Here is a 24,468-nt window from a genome sequence, read left to right as displayed (position 1 = left end):
TGAATTTTCAAAAATAACAAAATGCAGCGTAATAGTGTTGTAAGCAATGATAAATATCAATCCTATCTAAATATTTGCATATTTTACAGTTTTAAATATCTAATAATCAAAATATCTTCATTATCTTTGCACTTATTGATTTCATTACAGGCAGATATACAGAAAATTGGGTTCTAAGTTGTAATTTATCTGCCGGTAAAAATTCAGAGATATCAGGTTTTATACGGATTTAAAAAATAGAATTTAATTAACATAAAATGGAAGTTAAAGCTATGAAAATCAAAGATCTTGATGCCAATCAACTGGATAGGGCAGCAAGTATGCTCAAAGCAATAGCTCATCCTATGCGAATTGCTATATTGAGCCATCTCGAAGATGGAAGAAAACTGACTGTGACACAGATTCATAATTTGCTGAATATTGAGCAATCAACGACTTCACATCATTTAGGCATTTTAAAGGATAAAGGTGTATTGGCTTCTCAACGCGAAGGAAAAAACACTTTCTATTTTTTGAAGCACGATAGTTTGCGCAATATTGTAGATTGTGTCAGTCGTTGTTCTGTGGACTAGTAGCGCGTTTGCTAAGTAGTGTTTCAAATATTTTGCTTTCATTTTTTCTTTCTGCAAGGCAAAATTTTAACCATTCAGGATGGAAAAAGGGATGAGAAATATGAAATAGTATTTTGTGATCGCACTACCAGTGTGTGTTTTGTAGGTAGAAAAGTGACAGAAATAACAGGACTGTTTTTCCGGGTTAAACATTTTAATCCGAACAACCGTTCGTGAAGGGAAAGATTTTGAACAGGGGAATTTATGGCAAAGATCAGATTAACTAAGGAGTTTCGTTTTGAAATGGCGCACGCTTTGTGGAATTACGACGGACTCTGTAAAAATATTCACGGCCATTCATACATTTTGCAGGTTACGGTGATTGGTGAGCCCTGCAGCGATGAAAACAATCCCAAGTATGGCATGGTGATGGATTTTGGGGATTTAAAAAAGATTGTAAAAGAGGAAGTTGTTGAGCCAATGGATCATTCCATTGTGGTGAGTGAAAAAGCAGATGCGGAAAAGCTCTTGGGAGTACCTCAAATGACTGAAAGGTACCATATTACACCGTATCAACCAACATGTGAAAATCTTTTGGTAGATTTTTCTGAACGCATTTCATCCAAATTGCCTGAAGGCATCTCGCTATTCAGCTTGAAACTGCATGAGACAGGCAACTCTTTTGCCGAATGGTATGCATCAGACAATGCATAATCACTCTTTTTTTCTTACTTTTCGGGAATAAAACCCGGGAAGTTATGTCAGATAATTCAAAGAAACTATTTTTATTAGATGCATACGCCTTGATTTTCAGGGCGTATTATGCTTTTATCCGAAATCCGAGAGTCAATTCTAAAGGGCTGAATACTTCAGCGATTTTTGGATTCACCAATTCTCTCCTTGAAGTCCTGAACAAGGAAAACCCCACGCACATTGCCGTGGCTTTTGATCCTTCCGGTCCTACCTTTCGGAATGAAATGTACAAGGAATACAAAGCCAATCGTGAAGCAACACCAGAGGACATCAAAAAGGCTGTTCCATATATTAAACAAATTCTTGAAGCATTTAATATAAATGTCATTCAGAAAGATGGTTTTGAAGCTGATGATGTCGTTGGAACTTTATCACGGAAGGCTGGGGATGCAGGGTTTAAAACTTTTATGGTAACTCCCGATAAGGATTATGCCCAGCTGGTTACGGATAATACAGTTATGTATAAACCCAAATCTGCCGGGAATGATATTGAGCGATGGGGTATTCCTGAAATTCAGAAGAAATTTTCTGTAGAAAAACCCGAACAGGTTATAGATCTCCTTGCACTTTGGGGCGACAGCGCCGATAACATTCCGGGTTGTCCGGGGATTGGTGAAAAGCGTGCCAAAGATATTATTGGAAAGTACGGATCCATTGACAATGTTTACAAACATATAGATGAATTTTCGGGAAAGCAGAAAGAAAACCTGATTAACTATAAAGACCAGGTGGAATTATCCAGAAAACTTGTTACAATAGAAACTGAAGTTCCCGTCGATTTTGAAGAAAGGATGTTTTTGCATGAACCTCCTGATCTTGAAAAGCTGAAGCCTGTTTTTGAAGAATTGGAGTTTAAAACCTTATGGGAAAAGATAGCAGGAAAACCGGACAGCGGGCCTACTCAGGGTTCTTTGTTTGGGGATGATTCAAAAGAACAAACAAACACTCAGTTTAATACCGGTAATAAAAAACTTGAAGATACTGAACACCAGTATTTTCTTGTGGATTCTCAGCAGGCTCTCGACAGTCTGGCTGCCGATCTGAGCGTACAAAAAGAATTCTGCATCGATACCGAAACTTCCGGCTTGGATGTATGGAACAATGAGTTGGTTGGATTGTCTTTCAGTTTTAAAGAAGGTGAAGCTTTTTATGTACCTGTTCCTGAGGATAAAAAAGAGTCGGAAAAAATTGTCAAGCGTTTTGAAGCGGTGCTTACCGATTCTAAAATTTTGAAAGTCGGCCAGAACCTGAAGTACGACTACCTGATGCTTAAGCGGTACGGGGTGGAAATGGAGGGGCCGTTCTTCGATACCATGGTGGCCCATCATCTGGTTCAGCCCGGTTTAAAGCATAATATGGATTTTCTGGCGGAAACCTATTTGAATTATACGCCGGTGTCCATTACAGAGTTAATTGGGCCAAAAGGGAAGAAGCAGGGCAACATGCGCGATATCGAAAAAGAAAAGGTGAAGGAATATGCAGGGGAGGATGCCGATATTACTTTGCAGTTAAAAGAACCGCTTCTGAAGGAGATGAAGGAGCTTAAAATGACTTCACTCTTTGAAAAAACGGAAATGCCGCTTTTAAAAGTGTTGGCAGATATGGAGTTTACGGGGGTGGTCCTGGATTCAAAAGCCCTGGGCGATTATGCAAAGAAACTACAGAATCGGATAGAATCTCTTGAAAAGGAAATCATTGATGATGCAGGAATGGAGTTTAATGTAGCCAGTCCCCGACAGGTAGGAGAGGTGCTTTTTGAAAAGTTGAAAATCGATGACAAAGCAAAAAAAACCAAGTCAGGGCAATACAGTACCAACGAGGAAACCTTACAGAAGCTAAAAGATAAGCATCCTATCGTTGAAAAAATTCTCGATTTTCGGGGTTTTAAGAAGTTGCTAAATACCTATGTGGAGGCTTTACCTAAACTTGTAAATAAAGAAACAGGCCGTCTCCATACTTCCTTTAACCAGGCGGTAGTGGTCACCGGAAGACTAAGCAGTTCCAATCCCAATCTTCAGAATATCCCAATTCGTGAGGAGGAAGGCAGGGAAATGCGAAAAGCTTTTGTGGTGACGGATGACAAGCACGCCTTTCTGAGTGCAGACTATTCCCAGGTTGAATTGAGGCTTATGGCGCATTTGAGTGAAGATAAGCACTTGCTGGATGCTTTTAACCGGGGTGAAGATATTCACGCAGCCACTGCAGCCAAAATTTTTAATGTATCACAGGATGATGTAACCGATGATATGCGTAGAAAAGCCAAGACTGCCAATTTTGGTATTATTTACGGTATATCAGCCTTTGGTTTATCCGAACGACTCAATATACCAAGAGGGGAGGCAAAGAGCATAATTGACGGTTATTTTGAAAGTTTTCCGGGTGTGAAAAAGTACATGGACAAGGTGATTGCTCAGGCAAGAGATGAAGGTTATGTGGAGACCATGTTTGGACGTCGTCGCTATCTGCCTGATATCAATAGTCGTAATGGTGTGGTGCGGGGAGTTGCCGAGAGAAATGCCATTAATGCTCCAATCCAGGGGGCTGCGGCCGACATTATTAAAATGGCAATGGTGGGGGTAGCCCGTGCTTTTGAGGAAAAAGAGCTGAAAAGCAAGATGGTGCTTCAGGTACATGATGAATTGAACTTTGAGGTGAACAAAGATGAAGTGGAAGTAGTGAAGGAAATCGTTAAAAAAGAGATGGAATCGGCGGTATCATTGAAAGTGCCACTTGAAGTGGATATGGGTGTCGGAAGCAACTGGCTTGAGGCACATTGATTTTTAATTTTAGGATTAAAAGAAACCGGCTCTGCCGGTTTTTTTGTTTTTAACCAAAGAGCGTGGAGAGGCATGGAGCCAAGAGAATGGAGCAAAGTGGCAGAAGGTTTTTCAGTAATCAGAGAGGGTAGAATAGTGGAAATGTGAGATGGTAAAAGGGTATTGAGATGTTCATTAGCTCATTAGTTCATCAGCTCATTAGTTGGTGCGGCATAGAACTTGGGTCAAAGAGTAATTTCGTCTCTCCGTTTCATCCGGAGGCCGGAGGTCTCCCATATTTATAGAATATCGTAGGAATAATAAAACGATGCCTAAGGTTTCGAATGTAAAAATACCTCCTGGCACAAGGTATAAAGGAGCTTCAATAACCCATCTCCGTGTTGTTTTCGCTAAAATATTGAATCCGGCATTGCCGGAATTGTAGATATTACCACAGAGAGCAAAGAGGAGCACAGAGCGAAGGAAGTTTTTAAGAGAATATCCACCGCGTATCTCCGTATTCTATGTGGTAAAAAATTAAACCCTGCAGCGTTGGTTTTTTTATTCCTGAAAAAGGGAATTTGAAAAGGAGTAATTTAAGCGTTTTCAGTATTTTTGATTTATTGGAAACTTTGCTGCATATACTCCTAAAAATACCCTTCAAAAGAAGCTGGAAGAAAAAATTGCAGAAAAAGGAAGTTTAGCTGTAACTTTTCCATTAATTCAAGCGTCGCACCAGCGTCAATTTACCCATACCTGATGACTGTAGAAGAATACAACCAATGTGTGAGGCAATATGCAGACAATGTTTACCGCTTTGTTCTGAAGAATATTCGTGACGAAGACAAAGCGGCCGATATTGTGCAAGACGCCTATGAAAAGATGTGGCGGCACCACAAAAATGTGGATCCTGCCAAAGGGAAAAGTTATCTCTTCTCTACAGCTTATCATGTGTTGATAGACCATACAAGGAGGGAGAAACATTCTGTAAGGATGGAAGAAGCCGACCTGAAAGAACATGTTCATAATCAGCAGTACACCGATTTGCAGGAAGTGTTGCACCAGGCATTGGAAAAATTACCGGAAGATCAAAAAATGGTAGTTATGATGCGTGATTATGAAGGATACAATTATCAGGAAATAGGCGAAATAACAGGTCTTTCCGAAAGTCAGGTGAAAGTCTACATTTACAGGGCAAGGGTATTTTTGAGAAAATATATTGGGAAAATGGAGGTGGTAGTGTGATGAAGAATATTAGCAGAGAAAATTACGAGATTTGGTTCGTCGATTATCTCGATGGAAAACTGGATGAGTCCTCCAAAATGGAATTTTTTGTTTTTCTGGAAACCAACCCTGACTTGGCCGATGAATTGAAAAGTTTTGAATCTTTAGAGCTGGAAGCTGAAGAGGTTTCATTCTCCACGAAGAGCCAACTTGAAAAAAGTGAAGCCGATTTTATGGAAATGAGTTCTTCAGATTATCTGCTGGTTAAACAAATGGAGGAAGGTTTGAACGATGGTGAAGAACAAGAATTGGCCACGAAAATAAAAGAGGATGAATCGCTGATAAAAAGAGGAAAACAATTTCAATTGACACGGCTTTATTCTGAGACGGTTTCTTTCCCTGCAAAAGCTTCTTTGATACACCGGAAAATTGGTAAAGTTTATGCCCTTGGCATTCGAGTGGCATCAGCAGCGGCTGTGGTACTGGTGGCTGTTTGGGGCTATAATAATTTTATGCTTCAAACTCCGGACGATTCTCTGGCTGATTTAAAACCATTGAAAGGCAAATCTATTCCGTCACCGGAACCAAATATTGGAGATGCTCTAAAGGTTGCAGAGTCTTTGGCAATGACTGAAGATATGAGTTCAAAAACAATGAAGGAATTTTCTGAAAATCAAATGTCTTTTCCTGAAAGCGACAATGTAAAAGCTGAAACCGGAGCATTGGGTACCGGTCCTGAAATGACACTTTTGGCTTCGCGAGCATCATTAACAATTACTCTTCCGGTGGATATGCCAAGTGCTTATGAAGCAGGACTTCGTCATATGATGCCCCAATATCTGGATATTCACAACCGGCAACAAGCTTTGTTGGCCAATCAGAATCAAAAGCGCTCCCCACAAAATGATAACAGTCTCTTTGTAAAAGGACTGAAATTCGTTGACAAAGTCAGCGGTGACCTGGTTAACTTTGAGCAACTGTACGATGAAGATGGCAATTATGTGGCCTATAACCTTGAGGCCGGAAACATAAAAATGAAACAGAAGGTGAAAAACTAAATATCTTCAACATATTTTTAGTTAACCTGTTAATGCATTTTTTCGTTATGAAATGGCGAAAAATAATACTTGCATTTTTCAGGTCATCCTACTTAGCTCTGTAGAACATTCCCCTTTCACCAAATTCTGTAGTTATTTTCCCATCTGCTTCAAGCACATCAAGGTATTTATTGATTTCATTTATATGGATATCCAGAATATCTCTGAGGTCATGCACGGTGCAGGGTCTGCGGGCAATGGTATCCATGATGGCTGCTTCGGTATCATTACGGTAGGCCTTGGTTTCTTTTCTTTTGGCTGCTGCAGCTACAATTTCAATGTTTTCAAATTCAAGTTTGGATTTTATTTCCTCCAGTTCTCCATGGGTTGCAGGAATGAGTCCTTCAATGGCTCCGGGGCGATCGAGTGTGTTTAATTGAATCTTGTCAGGATTTATTTCTTCAATTGCTCTTTTTATCTCGCAGATATCCTTACTGTTATCATTAAACCCTGGAAGAATAAATATTTCCAGCCACATTTCTCCTTTAAACTCCGAACGGAAACTTTTTAACCCTTCAAGATGTGCCTGAACTTTGAGGTGCTTTTCAGGACGGTTTAATTTCTTAAAAGCTTTATCGGTAGCTGCATCCATTGAAGGCAATACCAAATCGGCATTCATTAGTTCGTCTCGCACCTTTTTATCCTTAAGCAGGGTACCATTGGTAAGCACAGCCACTTTCAACCCGGGGTAATGTTGCTTGATGAAGTTGATGACATCGCCCGCACGCGAATTCAGCATCGGTTCTCCATAACCCGAAAGCGTTACATAATCCGGGACAGGATTGCTCTCCAGATAGTCTGATAATTCATTGATGACCTTTTCGTAAGGGACATACTCCATTCGTTCGGTTGTGAGCTTGGTGGTAATTCCTACTTCACAGTAAACACAATCCAACGAACAAACTTTTCTTGGCACCAGGTCAACACCTAGAGACATACCAAGACGACGGCTGGGTACAGGACCAAAAATACAATGCGACATGTTATAATCTTTTCTCCAAAGTTAAGGCATAATGATTAAAATGTCTTTTGAAATTTTGGTATTAGCCTGTTTTTAGCATGCTTTTTTCAAAAATTGTGACATTTGTTCTCGAATAGATAGAAGTGCTTATTTTTTGTTGTTAAAAAGTCTCCCGGATTTTGGGGGACTTTTTTTGTTAATAAACAGGCAGTGATTTGACGGTCTTTTTAAAATAAGGGATACGGGGTTTTGTGATTCTCTGTATCGATAAGCCTGCAGACATAAATTTTCGGGAATAGGAAATGAGAATTTGAATATCCTCAAAAAAGATTATTTTTGCTCAGCACAGTTTGTGTTTAATGGACACTAAAAAATGCACGTTGAGTAAGGGTTTTTTTATTCTGTTTTGTCAGGTTTAAGTATCAATATGATTTTTTCAGAACACACAACTATAGAAACACAATAACTAGTAAAAACAATTGAAAATGAAAAAAAGATTGATGTTAGCAGGACTGATGGCCGGTTTATTTTTAACCGGGAATTTGGTAAATGGTCAGTCCAACGCAGAAGTAGAGAAAATTCCGGAAGTGGAAAAGCTTCTGAAGAAAATGACTTTGGAAGAAAAGGTGGGACAAATGGCTCAGGTAACCATTGATGTGCTCACAATAGGCGATACTCCTTTTGATACATCTGAGCCTCTCAGATTAGATGAAGAAACTCTCCGCAAAGGAATTGTTGATTACAAAATCGGGTCGGTTTTAAATACTGCCAACAACAGAGCAAGAACCCGTGAGAAGTGGCATAATATTGTCAGTACCATCCAAAAAATGGCACAGGAAGAAACACGCCTTGGAATCCCGGTTCTCTATGGAGTAGATGCCATACATGGAACTACTTATACTGCTGATGCCACCTTTTTTCCGCAGCAAATTGGAATGGCAGCCACCTGGAACCGTGACCTTGTGCGCAAGGGTGGAGAAATAACTGCTTACGAAACCAGAGCATCTTCAATTCCATGGACATTCTCGCCTGTATTGGATATGGGCCGCGATCCACGATGGCCACGTATTTGGGAAACATTTGGGGAGGATGTTTACCTGAATTCTCAAATGGGAATAGAATTGGTAAAAGGATATGAAGGTGCTGAAAATGAAGTGGGAGAACCTGTAAATGTGGCCTCTTGTCTGAAGCACTATCTGGGCTATGGAACACCTGTTTCAGGTAAAGACCGTACTCCGGCTTTGATTCCGGATATTGAACTGAGAGAGCGTCACCTGCCTCCATTCCGTGCTGCTGTTGAGGCCGGCGCTCATTCTGTGATGGTCAATTCAGGTCTGATAAACGGAGTTCCTGTTCATGCGAGTTACAAAATGCTTACTGAGATTCTAAAAGAGGAACTTGGTTTCCAGGGATTGGTTGTAACTGACTGGAAAGACATTGAAAATCTTCACGATCGCGATCGCGTGGCAAAAACACAGAAAGAAGCTGTTAAGATGGCCATCAATGCCGGTGTTGATATGTCTATGATTCCATACAATTTTGATTTCTGCGATTATCTGGTAGAATTGGTGAATGAGGAGGAAGTTGCCATGTCTCGTATCGATGACGCTGTTCGTCGTATTTTGAATATGAAGCACAAACTGGGATTGTTTGAGACTCCGGTGACTCATTACGAAGATTATCCCAAATTTGGAAGTAAAGAATTTGAAGATGCTGCTTACCAAACTGCAGCGGAATCAGTAACTCTGTTGAAAAATGCAGATAACATTCTTCCTTTAAGTAAGGATGCCAGGGTTTTGGTTACCGGTCCAAATGCCAACACCATGCGTCCGTTGAATGGAGGATGGAGTTACTCATGGCAGGGGAACCTGGTAGATGAGTTTGCCGGAAAATATTCAACCATCCTGGAAGCCATTCAGAATAAGATTGGCGAAGAAAACGTGACTTTTGTTCCTGGAGTGGAATATAATATGGAAGGTAAATACTGGGAAGAAATTCCAGGTGACCTGGATGCTGTTGCCGTGGCTGCCAAAGATGTAGATTATATTATTTTGGCCATCGGAGAAAACTCATACACCGAGAAACCCGGTGATCTGCATGACCTTTCGCTTTCGGACAACCAAATGGCCCTTGCACAAACAGCTATTGAGTCCGGTAAGCCTGTTATTGCCGTTCTGAATGAAGGAAGACCGCGGATTATCCGTGAAATTGTTCCTGAGATGGAAGGTATTCTTCATGCTTATATTCCCGGTAATTTTGGTGGTGTGGCCGTTGCCGACATTCTTTTCGGAGATGTTAACCCAAGTGGAAAACTGCCATATACCTATCCCATGTATGTTAATACTTTGGTGACATACGATCATAAACCCTCCGAGAATCAGGCCAAAATGGCGGGGATGTATGACTATGAATCTGATTTTGCCATTCAGTTTCCGTTTGGTTTTGGGTTGAGTTATACCAGTTTCGAATACAGCGACCTTTCTCTAAACAGTGAAAGCATTTCCGGAGATGATGAGCTGACCATTAGCGTAACGGTAACCAACACCGGAGATCGTACCGGAAAAGAAGTGATTCAACTCTTTACTTCCGATCTGTATGCATCCATCACTCCTGATGTGAAGCGTTTGCGTCGTTTCGAGAAAATTGAACTGGAGCCCGGAGAAAGTAAGACAATGACATTTATATTGACCGCTGAAGATGTGGAATTTGTAAATGCTGAATTGAATCGCGTTACCGAACCTGGCGAGTTTGAAGTAAGCATTGCCGATCTTAAAGCTAAATTTACATATACCAGGTAAACCGGGAAATAATAATAAGTTTTCATAGAGGGTGTCTCAAAGGTCCAAATTAGATGTCATTCTGAGCTTGTCGAAGAGTCTGGTTGTTTGATAAACAGATGTTTCGATAACGCTCAACATGACCTTATTTTGTGGTTCTATACTTTTGAGACACCCTCTTTTTTCTTATCTGCCTGCCAAACTAATATGTCTGATTTACTATTGACTATAACAAACCGCCAACTCGCTATCCCTTCTGCCTTCTGCCTGTTTCTCCTCTCACTTAATTAAAAACTACCCTCTAATTTAGTGCGTTGGGATTAAATTCTGTTATATTTGCAGTTTGTTAGGAAAATTGTGTATAGCCAATGAGTAACACAGCTGCAAAACGAAAACTAAGAAGTTCCTATGTTACAACAGTGATCAGCATCTCACTGGTGTTATTTTTGCTTGGAATCATTGGATTGTTATTCCTCAATGCTCATCGTCTGTCTACCTATGTGAAGGAGAATCTTGGCTTTACCATTTTGGTAAATGATAACAGTCGTGAAGCTGAGGTACAGCGTCTTCAGAAAATTCTTAATGCTTCAGATTTTGTGCGTGAAGCCAACTATGTCAGTCAGGACGAGGCCGCAGAAATCATGCAGGAAGAGTTGGGAGAGGACTTTGTTGATTTTTTGGGTTATAATCCGCTTCTCTCAAGCATAGAGGTTAAGGTTTTTGCCGAATATGCCAATCCCGACAGTATGGCTGTAATCGAGAATCAGGTTTTAAATTTCCCTCAGGTTAAGGAAGTTTATTATCAAAAGAACCTGCTGCATGCGGTTAATGACAATATCGAAAAAATTAGTCTTGTGCTCGGCGGATTTACCATTTTACTGATGGTTATAGCCATTGCTCTTATCAATAATACCATTCGATTGTCGGTTTATTCCAGAAGGTTTTTAATAAAAACTATGCAATTGGTGGGTGCAGCCCGGGGCTTTATTCGAAAACCCTTTCTGATTACAGGCATTCTTAACGGACTGGCAGGAGCCACTATAGCCATCATCTTGCTTTCACTGCTAATTTATGGCCTGAGCAACGAATTACAAGGCATGATAGGATTTGGAAATATTGTTTTGGTGGGTATTCTGTTTGCGATTGTTATTGTCCTTGGAATATTGATTACATTGATTTCGACGTTCTTTGCTGTTAATAAATACCTTCGTCTTAAAGCTGATGATTTGTATTATTAACCCCTTTGAACCGGAAAATATATCTGAATTGTTGAATTTGTAACTGTTTCATGATAAGACCTCAGACTTGCGTTACCTCAAAAAAGAATGAAGGTTATGGAAGCCTGGTTTGTAGAAAAAAACACAATTTTTATGTCAAAGAAAGAGACAGAAAAGAAGTTTGAAATGGCCCTTGAAAGGCAGAATTACCGTTTGCTGGCCATTGCATTTGTTATTGTAGTAACAGGGTTTTTGCTGATGATGGGCGGAGCAAGTGACAACCCTGAAGTTTTTAACGAGGAAGTATACAGTTTTCGACGCATTACATTGGCCCCCATTGTGGTGTTGTTTGGCTTTTTGTTTGGCATATATGCCATCATGAAAAAGCCCACTGCAGCCCAAAAAGAGGAAAACGAAAAGTAAACTTTCCGGAAAGAATTACGAAAAAAAAATTCCCTTCGAATGTCTGCTGATTGACCAGCGGACATTTTTGGTGTAATGACTCATATAAAACTATTTTACAGCATTATAGATGGATTGGATTGAAGCACTTATTTTAGGTTTGGTGCAGGGCCTTACTGAATTTCTTCCGGTAAGCAGCAGTGGGCACCTCGAGATTGGGAAGCACCTTCTGGGAATTGATACACCCGACAGTTTGCGGTTTACGGTTGTGGTTCACGGAGCCACTGTATTAAGTACCATGGTGGTTTTTCGCAAAGATATTATTGACTTAATATTGGGGTTATCTAAGTTTCGCTGGAATGAAGAAACCAGGTACGTGGCTAAAATCGCCTTTTCAATGATTCCAATCGGCATTGTTGGTGTTTTTTTTAAAGATTATGTGGAAGATATATTTAGTACCCAAAGTATGCTTCTTTTAGTGGGTTTGATGCTGTTTGTTACGGCTTCACTGCTGGCCTTTTCCTATTTTAAAAAATCGGGCGACCGCGACATCACATTTAAAGATGCTTTGATTATTGGAATTGCCCAAACTTTTGCCGTGTTACCGGGGGTGTCCCGCTCCGGGGCAACCATTGCTACCGGATTGATTATCGGAAATAAACGTACCGAAGTGGCCCGGTTTTCTTTTCTCATGGTTCTGGTGCCCATCATGGGTGAGAACATATTGAGTTTGTTGAAAGAGGATTTTTCACGGGTATCTGCAGAAGGAGGAATCGGAGCTCTTGCTCTCTTTGCTGGTTTTCTTGCGGCATTCATTAGCGGATTGCTTGCTTGCAAGTGGATGATAGAAATTGTGAAACGAGGTAAGCTCATCTATTTTGCACTTTATTGTGCATTGGTGGGTGCACTTGCCGTCGGCGGTTATATGTGGTAAATTGGAGCAGGTGTAAAGAGTTTCAATAAAGCAAACGAGATAGGACGCTTTTCATTTGTTTCCTTTATTTGAGTAAAGATGCAGTTACAGGATTTTTGTACCGATTTAAGCACCCTGGATCATCCAAAACAATTTTCAGAGGGCTTAATGTTGTTGATTGATAAACCGCTGGAATGGACTTCCTTTGATGTGGTGAAGAAAATCAGGTCGCGATTGCAACATGGGTTGAAGATAAAAAAGATGAAAGTTGGCCATGCCGGAACATTGGACCCTCTTGCAACAGGATTGGTGATGGTGTGTACCGGAAAAGCCACGAAGAAGATTGACGAGTTGATGGGGCATGAAAAAAGCTATGAAGCAAGAGTCAAATTTGGGGCAACCACGGCATCCTTTGATTTGGAGAAACCCATTGACCAGGAATATCCTGCAGATCATATTACGGCTTCTAAAATTAAATCCGCGCTCACCTGTTTTCTGGGCGAGCAGGATCAAATTCCCCCGCAGTTTTCAGCGGTGAAGATTAATGGTAAACGGGCTTACAGCATGGCCCGGAGGGGAGAGGAGTTTGAAGTAAAATCAAGAAAAGTGGTTTTTCATGAGCTAAAAGTGTTAAGTTTTGAAGAAAGGGAAGCCACCATTCATGTGAAATGCAGCAAAGGAACCTATATCAGGTCATTCGCTCGCGATTTGGGAGTTGCTCTGAATTCAGGGGCCCATCTTACCGGTTTAAAAAGAACCGGGATTGGTAGTATTGACGCCAATGATGCCATGGGGATTTCGGCTTTCGATGAACAGTTTGACCATCTTCAGGAAAAATGGTGGAATGAAGGATTGATAGAAGAGTATAGTCAGGCCCAAAATCAAAAGCACTGATCAAAATAAAAAATGGCTGTAAGCCAGGTTACAACAGAGCTATAAAATTAATTTTAATTCCAATGAAACAAACAGCTATTTTGTGCGTATAAGTTACGCTTATTTTTGTGTTGAAAAAACAGATTAATTAACCATACAAAATCACAAAGCGACATTATGAAGTTGTCAAAGTTTAAATACAAATTACCAGAGGAGTTGATTGCCTTGCATCCTTCCCAAAACCGTGATGAGTCGCGATTAATGGTAGTGCACAAGGAAACAGGTAAAATTGAACACAAAGTTTTTAAAGACATTATCGATTATTTCGATGAAAAAGACGTCATGGTGTTCAATAATACCAAAGTTTTTCCGGCACGCCTGTATGGTAATAAAGAAAAAACAGGAGCTGAAATTGAAGTTTTTCTGCTTCGTGAATTAAATAAAGAACAGAGATTATGGGATGTGCTGGTTGATCCTGCACGGAAAATCCGTATCGGAAACAAGCTTTATTTCGGAGAAAATGATTCTCTCGTTGCAGAGGTGATTGATAACACTACTTCACGCGGACGTACGCTTCGTTTCCTTTTCGACGGTTCTCATGAAGAGTTTAAAGAAACACTTTACAGTCTTGGTGAAACCCCGCTTCCCAAGTTTATCAACCGTAAAGTTGAGCCCGAAGACCGGGAACGTTATCAGACCATCTTTGCCAAGCACGAGGGAGCCGTTGCAGCACCTACTGCAGGAATGCACTTCAGTCGTGAATTGCTCAAACGTTTCGAAATCAAGGGTGTCGATTTTTCATACGTCACGTTGCATGTTGGATTGGGAAGTTTTCGATCTGTAGATGTGGAAGACCTCACCAAGCATAAGATGGATTCGGAGCAGATTATTATCCCCGAGGATTCTTCAAAGGTAATTAATCATGCCAAAGATGAACGCAAACGTGTTTGCGCTGTAGGAACTACAGTAATGCGTACCATTGAAAGTTCTGTTTCAACCAATGGCCATGTAAACCCGTTCGAAGGCTGGACCAATAAATTTATTTTCCCGCCTTATGAATTTAGTGTGGCCGACTCTATGGTTTCCAACTTTCATTTACCCTACAGTACTTTGCTGATGATGGTGGCTGCGTTTGGGGGTTATGATTTGATTATGAAGGCCTACAAAACGGCTGTAAAGGAAAAGTATCGTTTTGGAACTTACGGAGATGCAATGCTGATCATCTAAACGGAATGAAACCACTATAGAATATATGGCCCGCGTTCAAAAAAAGGAATGCGGGTTTTTTTATATTTTTTCGTAACTTTTGATCCTAAACCAGCTGTTGCTATAACCGTTTTGCTATGATCAAAATCCTTGTTCCAGTGACCTTTACCGATTATTCGGTCAATGCCCTGACCTATGCGCTTACATTGGCAGGTAAATTTCCTTCCACGGTTACGCTTTTGCATTCCTTTTCTGATTATGAGGATATTGAAGAAGGATCTCCGCCGGATATGCCCAATAGTGAAGAGAATGTTCGCAAGCGTGAACAGGATGCCAGAGACCGGTTAGCCGATCTTTGCCAGAAAACCATCAACAAAATGACTTCTCTGCAGGACAAAAATATCGAATTGGAGAATCGTTTCGAGTTTGGTTATCCCGAGGATGTGATTGCAGAGGTTAGCAAGGACGTAGATCCCGATGTCATCATAATGGGTACCAAAAGCAAAGGAGAGACCATTAAAGAATTGCTGGGCAGCATTACCAGCGATGTAATGAAGCGGGCCGATGTTCCTGTTCTTGCTGTGCCTGCCGATTCTTCCGTTGATCTGGAAGCTTTGAGCAAAGTGTTATTCATTACTGATTTTGGAGATAATGATTACATTTCTATTCATAAGTTAATTCGTTTGATAACCCCGTTTCAGACCGAGATTCATGCCGTTCGGTTCATTTCGCATAAGCCTGACCAGAACGAACAGCGAAAAATGGAAAAATTCAGGGATTATTGTGATGCCACCTATCGGAATCATCAGCTTAAGTACACTTATGAACAAAGTGAGCAACTTATTCCTTCTCTCGAAAACTATGTAAATGAAAATAAAATTGATCTTTTAGCCATGACCCGACGAAAGCGGAACATGATTGCCCAGCTTTTCAGCCCGGAAATCACCAGGAGAATACTGTTTCATACAGATGTTCCTTTGTTGGTATTTCATCCTTAAGACGGATTGGCGATCAATACATGTTTCATTTGAGAAACACTACATAACCCCGGACCCGGAGATGTTTTTCCAGAGTGAATTATTTCTTTAAATGGAAAAGAAAAAACAAGTATCATGGGAGAAAAGAAAAAGAAAATAGGAATTTTATCTGCCGGAGGCGATTGCCCCGGTATCAATGCTACCATTCGGGGAATTGGCAAAACAGCTATTGTTGAATATGGTATGGAAGTGGTTGGTATTGCAAACGGCTTTACCGGACTTCTGGAAAAAGATGTTATCCCACTCAACGAAAGTCTTCTGTCAGGGATACTGACGCTGGGAGGAACAATATTAGGAACTTCCCGGATGAAACCTTTCAAACAACAGGAAGGTGACATTGTATCAGATAAACCCCAGTTAATAAAGCAAAACTATAAAGAGCTTGGGCTAGATGCCCTCGTTTGTATTGGGGGAAACGGTACCCAGAAAACAGCAAACCTGCTTCATCGTGAAGGGCTTAATATTGTGGGTATTCCTAAAACCATTGACAATGATGTGTGGGGCACCGATGTTACTTTCGGATTTGACACGGCCCTTAATATCGCCACTGAAGCCATCGACCGTTTGCATACCACCGCCAATTCGCACAAGCGGGTGATGGTCATTGAAGTGATGGGGCACAATGCCGGATGGCTTGCCCTTTACTCAGGAATTGCAGCAGGAGGGGATGTTATTTTGATTCCTGAGCTGGACTATGATTTGGACGCGGTTGCCAATTGCCTTTTGGAGCGTAGCCGCAAGAAAAAGCCCTACTCCATTGTAGTGGTGGCCGAAGGGATTAAAACCGGCAAAAAGAAGAATGCAGGGGCTTATATTGCCAAAAAGATACGTAAAATGACCGGTCTCGAAACTCGTGAAACGGTACTGGGTTACATTCAGAGGGGAGGTAGTCCCACTCCTGGCGACCGGATTTTGGCTACACGTTACGGATCCTATGCCGCTCAAATGATTCATCAGGACGTTTATGGCGTTATGGTGGCTATTAACGGCAACAAGATCGGAAGTGTTCCGCTGGAGGAGGTTGCAGGAAAGTTGCGGCTGGTTGAACCTACCAGCGGACTGGTTAACAAAGCTCTTCGAATGGGCGTTTGTCTGGGAGGTAAATAGTTTGTCTTATTTTGTTTTTATTCAGCCAATGGGCGGTTTCGCTCGCTCGAAAATGAAATGATTTGCTCTGAAATATTGAGAGATTCATTACATTTGCACAAAAGTTTGTTTTCATTGAAACGGGCATGGAACTTTTATTTATTTCACCTGCCTTTAACAATAGATCGTTAGATGTAAGATAATTCGTATGATTCTGAAAACCTGCACATTAATGCAAAAGAGGTATCTTGTAATCAATTGATTACGAATCTATTGTAAAAGTTTAAAGGAGTATTGTCTAAAGCAGATGTTTTAAATTATCAAATGTTCCCTGTTTGCTGGCAGGCATTCGGCCTTAAATATTAAATTCTTGACTGATGAATCAAGTTCAGATAGACGAATTAAATAAGAAATTTCCGGACAAAGATCCTACTGAGGTTTTAACCTGGTTTTTGAATGAATATGGTGATAAGGTTGCTCTTTCATCCAGTATGGGAGCCGAAGATCAGGTGCTTACTGATATGGTGCTGAAGATTAAGCCCGATGCACGTATTTTTACCCTTGATACCGGGCGATTGTTTCCTGAGACTTATGATCTGATTGATCGTACCAACAAAAAATACAACACCAAAATTGAAGTTCAGTTTCCGGATCACAACCAGGTGGAGGAAATGGTGAATAGCAAAGGAATTAATCTCTTTTACGACAGTGTTGAAAACCGTAAGCTTTGCTGTGGAATTCGCAAAATTGAGCCTTTAAAGAGAGTGTTTAAAACCCTTGATGCATGGATTTGCGGATTGAGGTCCGGGCAGTCCATTACCCGCCAAAGCATTCAGGTGGTTGAATGGGATGAAAATAACGGACTTGTTAAAGTTAATCCGCTGGCTAAATGGTCGGAAAGTGATGTATGGGACTATATCAAAGAACACAAGGTTCCCTACAATCCATTACATGACAAGGGATTTCCAAGTATAGGTTGCCTGCCATGTACCCGGGCCATCCAATCATGGGAAGATGTAAGAGCCGGACGATGGTGGTGGGAAAATCCCGAAAGTAAAGAATGTGGCTTGCATAAACGTTGAGCCAGACACTTATTCTAAAATATTTCCGAAATTATTTTTTGGGCATTTATGTTGTCAGAGAAAGGATGTAGATACTGCATCCTTTTTTCTTGCTCTTCAGCGGAGTAGTCAGTATGGCTGAGCTTCTTGATCAATGTCAGCCATTCTTCCTGCGTGGTTGCAATATGGCAGGCCTTTTTCAGACCTGTTCCTTCCACCATCTGGGGAGATGCAATAATATGTCGTCCCAAAAACAAAGAATCCAGTAATTTAAGACGAAATCCCGTGGTCTGTTTTGCCGGCAATAGTATTATGGCTGCCCCGGCAATTAAAGACCGCATTTTTTCTCCTGCAACGTTTTTTCGTAATGAGACATTTTTGTTTTGGTCAATAAGAGAAATAAGTGCAGGGGAGGGATTTCTGCCTGCAATAACAAGAGGCAGTGGAAATGCGTTACTGATACCGGCCAGAAAAGTAGCATTCTGATGGTTTTCACTAACCGAAAGATCGGCGTGGTAAAGCAGGAAATTCCCCTTTTCAGAAATGCCGGAAACTTTTTCATGACCATGAAAAGGGGTAATAAGCAATGTGTTGGGATTAAAGCTTTTGAAAAAATCACGATCTTTTTCAGAAATTGAAAAGATGCCTTTTACCGGCAATTTTCCGGATTCATATCTTTTGGATTTGATGGCCTCAAGTCTGAAATATTGCTTTTTTAAAAAGTTTTTTTCTGTTTGGTGGAGTGCTGAATAATAATGCGTTTCAACATTGTGGGTCCTCAGCCATACCTCGCGTTTACGAATTTCCGTGTTTTTTAAAACTCCCATGCAATGAACGCCTTCCAGCAGTATAGGATAATTGTCCGCTTGCAGGTTTCTGACTAACGCCTTATTTTCTCTTGATTTTATTATGAAAGGGGTGGTTGAAAACAGATCGGAAATGGCCCTTTTTCTGGGGTAATAAAAAACTTTGGAACAAAATCGCTCTAATTCATTATCGGGTTCACGATTATAGACAAAACAGTGAAGAATAATATTAATGCCCTGGTTGTGCAGGGCTTTCAATTTATGCCAGATATCAATAACACCTCCGTAATTTGCCGGATATGGGATTGTCAGGCTAACAATGTGCAGGGTTTTGTTTTGCATAAATCTTGAATCTTCCCTAATTTGTCTTTGCTAAAATAGTATTTTGTAAACGTATTTGTCATTTTTTAATTGTCTGTATTTTTTGAATTATTTTGGTTATGAAACGTGTCAGAGTAATCATAGGAGGCAGGGTTCAGGGAGTTGGATTTCGTTATTTTGTTCAGGAAAATGCCCATCGATTTGGGATTAAGGGGTATGTGAAAAATATCCCGGGTGGGAATGTTGAGGTGGATGCCGAAGCAGAGTCAGAAAGACTTGATAAATTTCTTGAGGTATGTCGTCAGGGGCCCCCGCAATCAAGAGTGGATAGTTTTCATATTCAGGATGTGACGGCATATGGGTATACCCGCTTTCGAATCAGGCACTGTGACGATTATTGATTTGGAAAAATACCTTTATGGTAAGAATGTATACGCTTCTCTGTCTAACAATTCTCATCATGGGTGTCCATATACTCCTGCATCTGGTTGCAGGTCATATCTGGGGTGAATTCAATGATTTCATACTGTCCAATCCTTTGTTTATAGAAGGGATCTTCGGATAGAATTATTTGAAGGGATTCCAAATCATCAATGCACGAAAGAATGGCTTCCCCGGTTTTTGGAGACCGCATTCCTGCGGTTATAAAGTTTCCTTCTGCGATGTTTTCCTTAAGAAATTGCTTGTGATCTTCGTTGTAGTAATCAATCTGTGAATCTGATTTTCGGAAATGGATTAATATAATAAACATAGGGCCGGTGAAAATTATCTTGTTTTTAAAGCATCATATACGGACCCGAAAATTTAAAGTTTCAGCATGAAAAAATGCCGCCTCACAAACTTTGTGTATCTTTCAGGCTTAAAATCATTAACTGTTGAATTATTTTCCCGTAATGGAGGTAAGTGATGCTGGATTATCTCAATCAGGTAATTGACAGAATCCGGTAAAAACAACGTCTCCGGAAAGATCTAAAAAGCAAATTTTGAATTTATGAGTTTTCAGAAGCTAAAACCCGTACTTTTTTTTCTGGGCATAACAGCCCTTTTTGCGGCTTTAAGTCTTGCCTATTTCAGCCCCGTTCTTAAAGGATTTGAACTTCCGCAAATGGATAACACCCACGCCATTGGGATGGCTCAGGAGTTGAATGAACATGAAGCGGCCACCGGTGAAAGTGCCCATTGGACCAATTCCATGTTTGGAGGTATGCCTGCCTATCAAATCAAAGGGGATTCTTCGGCCAATATTTTCAGTAAACTAAACCGTTTTTTCAGGGTGGGACTGCCCTATCACACTGCAGCCATTTTGTTTCTTTACCTGCTTGGTTTCTATGTTTTACTCCGAAGTATGAAAACAGGCCGCTGGCTTGCTATTCTGGGAGCTGTTGCCTTTGCTTTCGGCTCATACAATATCATCATTATCATTGCCGGGCATATCACCAAAGCCTATGCAATAGCCCTCATGGGGCCCGTTATTGCAGGAATACTTTATACCCTGAACCGCAACAGATGGGTGGGGGCTTTTTTTACAGCTGTTGCTCTTGGCGCTCATCTGGCCTACAATCACGTTCAAATTACCTACTACCTGTTTTTATTGGTACTTGTTTTGATGATCAGCCGGTTTATTTATGCCTGGATTGACGGACATCTCTCAGATTTCATGAAGAAAGCGGCTGTATTAGTAGCCGCAGCGGTTCTGGCTATTCTGCCCAATTTACCACACCTTCTGCCTACATATGAATACGGAAAGTTTAGTATTCGAGGACCTTCAGAGTTGGAATCCTCCTCCAAAGAGGGAGAAACGGATGCCGGACTGGATCGCGATTATGCCTTTTCCTGGAGTTATGGCAAAGCGGAAACACTGACCCTTCTGGTACCCAATGTGATGGGTGGAGCATCTCAGGCCATCTCCCAGAGTCCGCGTGCTATGAAAGACGTGGCTCCACGTTTCCGCGAGGTTGTGGGGGGACAATCGCAATATTGGGGAAGTAAGCCTTTTACCTCGGGACCGGTATATGTCGGCGCGTTGATATGTTTCTTCTTTGTGCTGTCGTTATTTTTTTATAAAGGTCGCGAAAAATGGTGGCTGGTGGCAGCCACTGTTCTTTCGATTCTGTTGGCATGGGGTAAAAACCTTGAGTGGTTCAACTATTTTATGTTCGATGTATTTCCGCTTTACAACAAATTTCGAACGGTTGAGATGACACTGGTTATTGCTACGTTTACCATCCCGCTGCTGAGCATGCTGGGGCTTAAAAAAGTTCTGGACAACCCGGCTCTGATCCGTGAGCAGAGTGGAAAATATCTTGCAGCCTTTGGTTTGACCGGTGGATTAGCTTTGTTGCTGTATCTGATTCCTGATTTCTTTTTTAACTTTATGAGTGATCAGGAAGTGGCAGCCCTGGCCCGGCAAAAACAAAGTATGCCCAACCAGGCAGCAGCCATAGATGAGATTATCCGCAATATGAAGTCTGCCCGAATTGGGCTATTGAAGGCAGATGCCATTCGTTCATTCTTCTTTATCCTTCTGGGGAGCGGATCTATGTGGTTGTATGCTACCAACCGCCTTTCGAAAAAATACCTGCTTCCGGGTCTGGCATTACTGGTAATCATAGATCTTTGGGCTGTAGACAAGCGTTACCTGAGCGGTGATGATTTTGTGGCTCCCCGACAAATGAACCAACAATTTCAGAAGAGTAAAGCGGATAAGGAAATTCTGCAGGACCGGGATGCTTACTACCGGGTGTTTTCCATTTACCGGAATCCGTTTACCGAAGTAGGAACATCCTACTATCACAAATCTATTGGTGGATACCATGGTGCCAAATTGAGGATTTATCAGGATGTAATTGACTTCTATCTGCAAAAAAACTGGCAAACTTTAATGGGGCATTTTCGTAACGGAGGGGGTCCCGGTGAAGCAGAAGAGATGCTGGCTGATATGCCGGTTTTGAATATGTTGAACACGAAGTACATCATTTATCATCCCGGACAATCGCCTCTGATGAATCCACACAACTATGGGGATGCCTGGTTTGTTAATGATGTTAAGACTGTTTCATCGGCTCAGGAAGAACTGGCTGGATTAGGGAATGTTGATTTGCAGAAGACGGCCATCCTGCGTCAGGACAGAGTAGGAGAGTGGGGGTCGTATCAAAATGCTCAGAAAGGAGGAAGCATTTCACTGACAAGTTATGCACCCGATCATTTAAAATATGAGATCAATGCCCCTGGTGAGAAACTCACTGTTTTCAGCGATATCTATTACCCCAAAGGATGGAATGCTTATATCGATGGCGAACAGGTGGAGATCAAGCGGGTTAATTACACTCTGAGGGCCATTATGGTGCCCGTCGGAGAACACAAAGTGGAGTTTCGCTTCGAACCACAATCCGTCAGTACCGCCAACACCATGGCATATGCCGGTGGCATCCTGGTTGTAATATTTGGCCTGTATCTGATCTGGATATACCGCACAAAATTGTTTGGTAAGGAATAGACGATAGAAATTAGAGAATAGCAATAGTGGATAGCAGATGGCGCAAAATATATATTGCGCCTATACAGAAATTACAGGAACAGCAACCTGTGCAAACAGTGCAGCCTTATAACCCCAAATAGCCCCTGGCATGATTTCTGTTGAATTGCAGGGATGGATTTTAAAGAAACGCATAAACAATAAATGAAAATAATGAAGAAGTTCAGAGGAAAAAAATGGATAGGATGGACAGGTGCAGTAGCCATCGGTCTCATCATTTCGCTGGGTTTTGTGACGGCCGGCAACGAGGAGAAAAACTTTTCAATTGTAAAGAACCTTGATATTTTTTACTCACTTTTCCGGGAACTCAACACTTACTACGTGGAAGAGACTCATCCCGATGAATTGGTGGAAGAGGGCATTAATGCCATGTTGGAATCATTGGATCCGTATACCACTTATATTCCTGAGTCGGAGATGGATGATTTTAATTTCATGACTACCGGGGAGTATGCCGGAATTGGCGCCTTAATTACCCGACGCGATGATTTTGTGTATGTATCGCAGCCATATGAGGGCTTTCCCGCAGATAAAGCAGGACTGAAAGCCGGTGACAAAATTCTGGCCATTGACGGAGATGACATGGAGGGTAAAAAGACTGAAGATGTCAGCAACAAACTCAAGGGACCTGCCAATACAGAGGTAAATGTAACTGTAAAAAGATATGGTGTTGAGGAGCCTCTTGAAATCACTATCACCCGGAAGAATATACAAATCAATCCGGTGCCTTATTACGGAATGGTTGACAATGAAACCGGAATCATCATTCTGAATAATTTCACCCGCAATTGTGCCCGGGAGGTGGAAAAAGCACTGACGGATCTTAAAAAGAACCGGGGTGCAGAGAAAATCATTCTTGACTTACGTGGCAACCCCGGTGGCTTGATGGACGAAGCCGTGAAACTGGCCAACCTCTTTTTGCCCCGTGGCTCTGAAGTGGTGAGCACCAAAGGTAAAATTGAGCAATGGGATAAAGTCTACCGCGCTTCCAAAGCACCTGTGGATACCGTTATTCCATTGGCTGTTCTTATTAATCGTGGCTCAGCTTCTGCTTCTGAGATTGTAGCCGGTGCTATTCAGGATCATGACAGAGGGGTAATTGTAGGCAATCGTTCCTTTGGTAAAGGTCTGGTACAAACAACCCGCAACCTGCCTTACAGTGCCAAGCTGAAAGTTACTACTGCCAAATATTACATTCCCAGCGGCAGATGTATTCAGGCAATGGATTATTCGCATCGCAACGAAGACGGAAGTGTTGGCTATGTGCCCGATTCGCTGATAAGCGAATTCCAAACGGAGAATGGTCGTACAGTCTACGATGGTGGAGGGATCTCTCCCGATTTATTAGTTGAGCACGATAAAATGAGTAATATAACCTTTGCATTGATTGCTCAGCAAGCCATCTTCGATTATGCTAATATCTTCACCGCTGAGCATGAAGCGATCCCTTCTCCGGAAGAGTTTGAGATCTCTGATGCTATTTACACCGATTTCAGTGAATACATTACTTCCCTGGAAGATTTTAAATATACATCCGAGAGTCGGGAGCGCTTTAAGAAGCTGGTTGAAGCAGCCAAAGAAGAAGGCTATTACGAAATCAACAATGAGACGTTTGAAGACCTCGAAGAGAAGCTGAATGTGAGCGTTTCTTATGACTTGAAAAACTTCAGGGATGAAGTAGATGATTTGTTGGCCAATGAATTGCTCACCCGATACTATTATCAGAAAGGAGCTGTAAAGCATGCCCTTCAGGATGATAAGGTGCTGGATCAGGCATTGGAAATAATGAATGACATTGGGGAATATGAAGGCATTTTAAAAGGAACAGTTCTAAGTCATGCCGGCGATCGTCGCAAGAGGTAAATGTTAGAATTACAATAATTTATCTAAAC

Annotated in this window: 20 protein-coding genes; 17 read left to right on the top strand and 3 right to left on the bottom strand. The window is 41.4% G+C overall.

Going from position 1 to position 24,468, the window contains the following annotated elements; all coding sequences use genetic code 11:
- The first annotated feature begins 257 nt into the window (after positions 1 to 257).
- The 5 genes from DDZ16_RS09755 to DDZ16_RS09735 all read left to right on the top strand — a co-directional run bounded on the left by DDZ16_RS09755 (position 258) and on the right by DDZ16_RS09735 (position 6,342).
- Positions 258 to 572: an ArsR/SmtB family transcription factor gene (locus tag DDZ16_RS09755; RefSeq protein ID WP_109264261.1), complete on the top strand. Its 315-nt coding sequence runs from the start codon at positions 258 to 260 to the stop codon at positions 570 to 572.
- A gap of 243 nt (positions 573 to 815) precedes the next feature.
- The gene (locus DDZ16_RS09750; RefSeq protein WP_109264260.1) at positions 816 to 1,265 is read left to right on the top strand and encodes a 6-pyruvoyl trahydropterin synthase family protein; all 450 of its coding nucleotides are present in this window, start codon (positions 816 to 818) and stop codon (positions 1,263 to 1,265) included.
- Positions 1,266 to 1,309: 44 nt separating this feature from the next.
- Positions 1,310 to 4,081 (top strand): DNA polymerase I, encoded by a 2,772-nt coding sequence (gene polA, locus DDZ16_RS09745; RefSeq protein WP_109264259.1) that lies wholly within the window; start codon positions 1,310 to 1,312, stop codon positions 4,079 to 4,081.
- 738 nt (positions 4,082 to 4,819) lie between these two features.
- Complete coding sequence (locus DDZ16_RS09740) at positions 4,820 to 5,305, top strand: RNA polymerase sigma factor (protein ID WP_109264258.1); 486 nt, start codon at positions 4,820 to 4,822, stop codon at positions 5,303 to 5,305.
- Positions 5,305 to 6,342, top strand: coding sequence for a hypothetical protein (locus DDZ16_RS09735; protein ID WP_109264257.1), 1,038 nt, complete (start codon positions 5,305 to 5,307; stop codon positions 6,340 to 6,342). Before DDZ16_RS09740 ends, DDZ16_RS09735 begins: the two co-directional genes overlap by 1 nt.
- A gap of 88 nt (positions 6,343 to 6,430) precedes the next feature.
- Here DDZ16_RS09735 and DDZ16_RS09730 read toward each other — a convergent pair whose 3' ends face one another.
- Complete coding sequence (locus DDZ16_RS09730) at positions 6,431 to 7,363, bottom strand: radical SAM protein (RefSeq protein ID WP_109264256.1); 933 nt, start codon at positions 7,361 to 7,363, stop codon at positions 6,431 to 6,433.
- A gap of 464 nt (positions 7,364 to 7,827) precedes the next feature.
- On the opposite strand from DDZ16_RS09730, the gene DDZ16_RS09725 reads away from it, so the two are divergent.
- From DDZ16_RS09725 to DDZ16_RS09685, 9 genes are all read left to right on the top strand, one after another.
- On the top strand, positions 7,828 to 10,140 hold the full coding sequence (locus DDZ16_RS09725) for a glycoside hydrolase family 3 N-terminal domain-containing protein (protein ID WP_109264255.1): 2,313 nt from the start codon (positions 7,828 to 7,830) through the stop codon (positions 10,138 to 10,140).
- A 347-nt stretch (positions 10,141 to 10,487) separates the two neighbouring features.
- Positions 10,488 to 11,357: a cell division protein FtsX gene (locus tag DDZ16_RS09720; protein ID WP_109264254.1), complete on the top strand. Its 870-nt coding sequence runs from the start codon at positions 10,488 to 10,490 to the stop codon at positions 11,355 to 11,357.
- Positions 11,358 to 11,489: 132 nt separating this feature from the next.
- Positions 11,490 to 11,759, top strand: coding sequence for a DUF3098 domain-containing protein (locus DDZ16_RS09715; RefSeq protein ID WP_109264305.1), 270 nt, complete (start codon positions 11,490 to 11,492; stop codon positions 11,757 to 11,759).
- Between the two features lie 109 nt (positions 11,760 to 11,868).
- Positions 11,869 to 12,672 (top strand): undecaprenyl-diphosphate phosphatase, encoded by an 804-nt coding sequence (locus tag DDZ16_RS09710; RefSeq protein ID WP_109264253.1) that lies wholly within the window; start codon positions 11,869 to 11,871, stop codon positions 12,670 to 12,672.
- A gap of 78 nt (positions 12,673 to 12,750) precedes the next feature.
- Complete coding sequence (gene truB / locus DDZ16_RS09705; protein ID WP_109264252.1) at positions 12,751 to 13,545, top strand: tRNA pseudouridine(55) synthase TruB; 795 nt, start codon at positions 12,751 to 12,753, stop codon at positions 13,543 to 13,545.
- 156 nt (positions 13,546 to 13,701) lie between these two features.
- Positions 13,702 to 14,751, top strand: a complete 1,050-nt coding sequence (gene queA, locus DDZ16_RS09700) for a tRNA preQ1(34) S-adenosylmethionine ribosyltransferase-isomerase QueA (RefSeq protein WP_109264251.1) — start codon at positions 13,702 to 13,704, stop codon at positions 14,749 to 14,751.
- A gap of 116 nt (positions 14,752 to 14,867) precedes the next feature.
- A complete protein-coding gene (locus tag DDZ16_RS09695; protein ID WP_109264250.1) occupies positions 14,868 to 15,728 on the top strand; it encodes a universal stress protein in 861 nt (286 codons plus the stop codon).
- 114 nt (positions 15,729 to 15,842) lie between these two features.
- Complete coding sequence (locus DDZ16_RS09690) at positions 15,843 to 16,874, top strand: ATP-dependent 6-phosphofructokinase (RefSeq protein WP_109264249.1); 1,032 nt, start codon at positions 15,843 to 15,845, stop codon at positions 16,872 to 16,874.
- Between the two features lie 356 nt (positions 16,875 to 17,230).
- Positions 17,231 to 17,935 (top strand): phosphoadenylyl-sulfate reductase, encoded by a 705-nt coding sequence (locus DDZ16_RS09685; protein ID WP_109264248.1) that lies wholly within the window; start codon positions 17,231 to 17,233, stop codon positions 17,933 to 17,935.
- Between the two features lie 14 nt (positions 17,936 to 17,949).
- Here the strand turns inward: DDZ16_RS09685 and DDZ16_RS09680 are convergent, their stop codons facing one another.
- Positions 17,950 to 19,062, bottom strand: coding sequence for a glycosyltransferase (locus DDZ16_RS09680; protein WP_109264247.1), 1,113 nt, complete (start codon positions 19,060 to 19,062; stop codon positions 17,950 to 17,952).
- Between the two features lie 98 nt (positions 19,063 to 19,160).
- Here DDZ16_RS09680 and DDZ16_RS09675 point away from each other — a divergent pair, with 98 nt between their 5' ends.
- The gene (locus tag DDZ16_RS09675; RefSeq protein ID WP_109264246.1) at positions 19,161 to 19,442 is read left to right on the top strand and encodes an acylphosphatase; all 282 of its coding nucleotides are present in this window, start codon (positions 19,161 to 19,163) and stop codon (positions 19,440 to 19,442) included.
- Positions 19,443 to 19,486: 44 nt separating this feature from the next.
- Here DDZ16_RS09675 and DDZ16_RS09670 read toward each other — a convergent pair whose 3' ends face one another.
- A complete protein-coding gene (locus DDZ16_RS09670) occupies positions 19,487 to 19,792 on the bottom strand; it encodes a YciI family protein (RefSeq protein WP_109264245.1) in 306 nt (101 codons plus the stop codon).
- A 240-nt stretch (positions 19,793 to 20,032) separates the two neighbouring features.
- Between DDZ16_RS09670 and DDZ16_RS09665 the strand changes: the two genes are divergently transcribed.
- Both DDZ16_RS09665 and DDZ16_RS09660 read left to right on the top strand, forming a co-directional pair.
- Positions 20,033 to 22,537 (top strand): YfhO family protein, encoded by a 2,505-nt coding sequence (locus DDZ16_RS09665; protein WP_109264244.1) that lies wholly within the window; start codon positions 20,033 to 20,035, stop codon positions 22,535 to 22,537.
- A gap of 192 nt (positions 22,538 to 22,729) precedes the next feature.
- Positions 22,730 to 24,439, top strand: a complete 1,710-nt coding sequence (locus tag DDZ16_RS09660) for a S41 family peptidase (protein WP_109264243.1) — start codon at positions 22,730 to 22,732, stop codon at positions 24,437 to 24,439.
- Positions 24,440 to 24,468: the final 29 nt, after the last annotated feature.

Origin of the sequence: Marinilabilia rubra, assembly GCF_003121985.1 — a bacterium.
Lineage (GTDB): Bacteria > Bacteroidota > Bacteroidia > Bacteroidales > Marinilabiliaceae > Marinilabilia > Marinilabilia rubra.
This window is presented reverse-complemented; position numbering and strand designations above follow the sequence as displayed.

What these genes read in the sequence shown, in the direction of transcription:
- DDZ16_RS09755 (WP_109264261.1), top strand. Translation starts at nt 258, where the DNA reads ATGGAAGTTAAAGCTATGAAAATCAAAGATCTTGATGCCAATCAACTG.
- DDZ16_RS09750 (WP_109264260.1), top strand. Translation starts at nt 816, where the DNA reads ATGGCAAAGATCAGATTAACTAAGGAGTTTCGTTTTGAAATGGCGCAC.
- polA (WP_109264259.1), top strand. Translation starts at nt 1,310, where the DNA reads ATGTCAGATAATTCAAAGAAACTATTTTTATTAGATGCATACGCCTTG.
- DDZ16_RS09740 (WP_109264258.1), top strand. Translation starts at nt 4,820, where the DNA reads ATGACTGTAGAAGAATACAACCAATGTGTGAGGCAATATGCAGACAAT.
- DDZ16_RS09735 (WP_109264257.1), top strand. Translation starts at nt 5,305, where the DNA reads ATGAAGAATATTAGCAGAGAAAATTACGAGATTTGGTTCGTCGATTAT.
- DDZ16_RS09730 (WP_109264256.1), bottom strand. Translation starts at nt 7,363, where the DNA reads ATGTCGCATTGTATTTTTGGTCCTGTACCCAGCCGTCGTCTTGGTATG.
- DDZ16_RS09725 (WP_109264255.1), top strand. Translation starts at nt 7,828, where the DNA reads ATGAAAAAAAGATTGATGTTAGCAGGACTGATGGCCGGTTTATTTTTA.
- DDZ16_RS09720 (WP_109264254.1), top strand. Translation starts at nt 10,488, where the DNA reads ATGAGTAACACAGCTGCAAAACGAAAACTAAGAAGTTCCTATGTTACA.
- DDZ16_RS09715 (WP_109264305.1), top strand. Translation starts at nt 11,490, where the DNA reads ATGTCAAAGAAAGAGACAGAAAAGAAGTTTGAAATGGCCCTTGAAAGG.
- DDZ16_RS09710 (WP_109264253.1), top strand. Translation starts at nt 11,869, where the DNA reads ATGGATTGGATTGAAGCACTTATTTTAGGTTTGGTGCAGGGCCTTACT.
- truB (WP_109264252.1), top strand. Translation starts at nt 12,751, where the DNA reads ATGCAGTTACAGGATTTTTGTACCGATTTAAGCACCCTGGATCATCCA.
- queA (WP_109264251.1), top strand. Translation starts at nt 13,702, where the DNA reads ATGAAGTTGTCAAAGTTTAAATACAAATTACCAGAGGAGTTGATTGCC.
- DDZ16_RS09695 (WP_109264250.1), top strand. Translation starts at nt 14,868, where the DNA reads ATGATCAAAATCCTTGTTCCAGTGACCTTTACCGATTATTCGGTCAAT.
- DDZ16_RS09690 (WP_109264249.1), top strand. Translation starts at nt 15,843, where the DNA reads ATGGGAGAAAAGAAAAAGAAAATAGGAATTTTATCTGCCGGAGGCGAT.
- DDZ16_RS09685 (WP_109264248.1), top strand. Translation starts at nt 17,231, where the DNA reads ATGAATCAAGTTCAGATAGACGAATTAAATAAGAAATTTCCGGACAAA.
- DDZ16_RS09680 (WP_109264247.1), bottom strand. Translation starts at nt 19,062, where the DNA reads ATGCAAAACAAAACCCTGCACATTGTTAGCCTGACAATCCCATATCCG.
- DDZ16_RS09675 (WP_109264246.1), top strand. Translation starts at nt 19,161, where the DNA reads ATGAAACGTGTCAGAGTAATCATAGGAGGCAGGGTTCAGGGAGTTGGA.
- DDZ16_RS09670 (WP_109264245.1), bottom strand. Translation starts at nt 19,792, where the DNA reads ATGTTTATTATATTAATCCATTTCCGAAAATCAGATTCACAGATTGAT.
- DDZ16_RS09665 (WP_109264244.1), top strand. Translation starts at nt 20,033, where the DNA reads ATGAGTTTTCAGAAGCTAAAACCCGTACTTTTTTTTCTGGGCATAACA.
- DDZ16_RS09660 (WP_109264243.1), top strand. Translation starts at nt 22,730, where the DNA reads ATGAAGAAGTTCAGAGGAAAAAAATGGATAGGATGGACAGGTGCAGTA.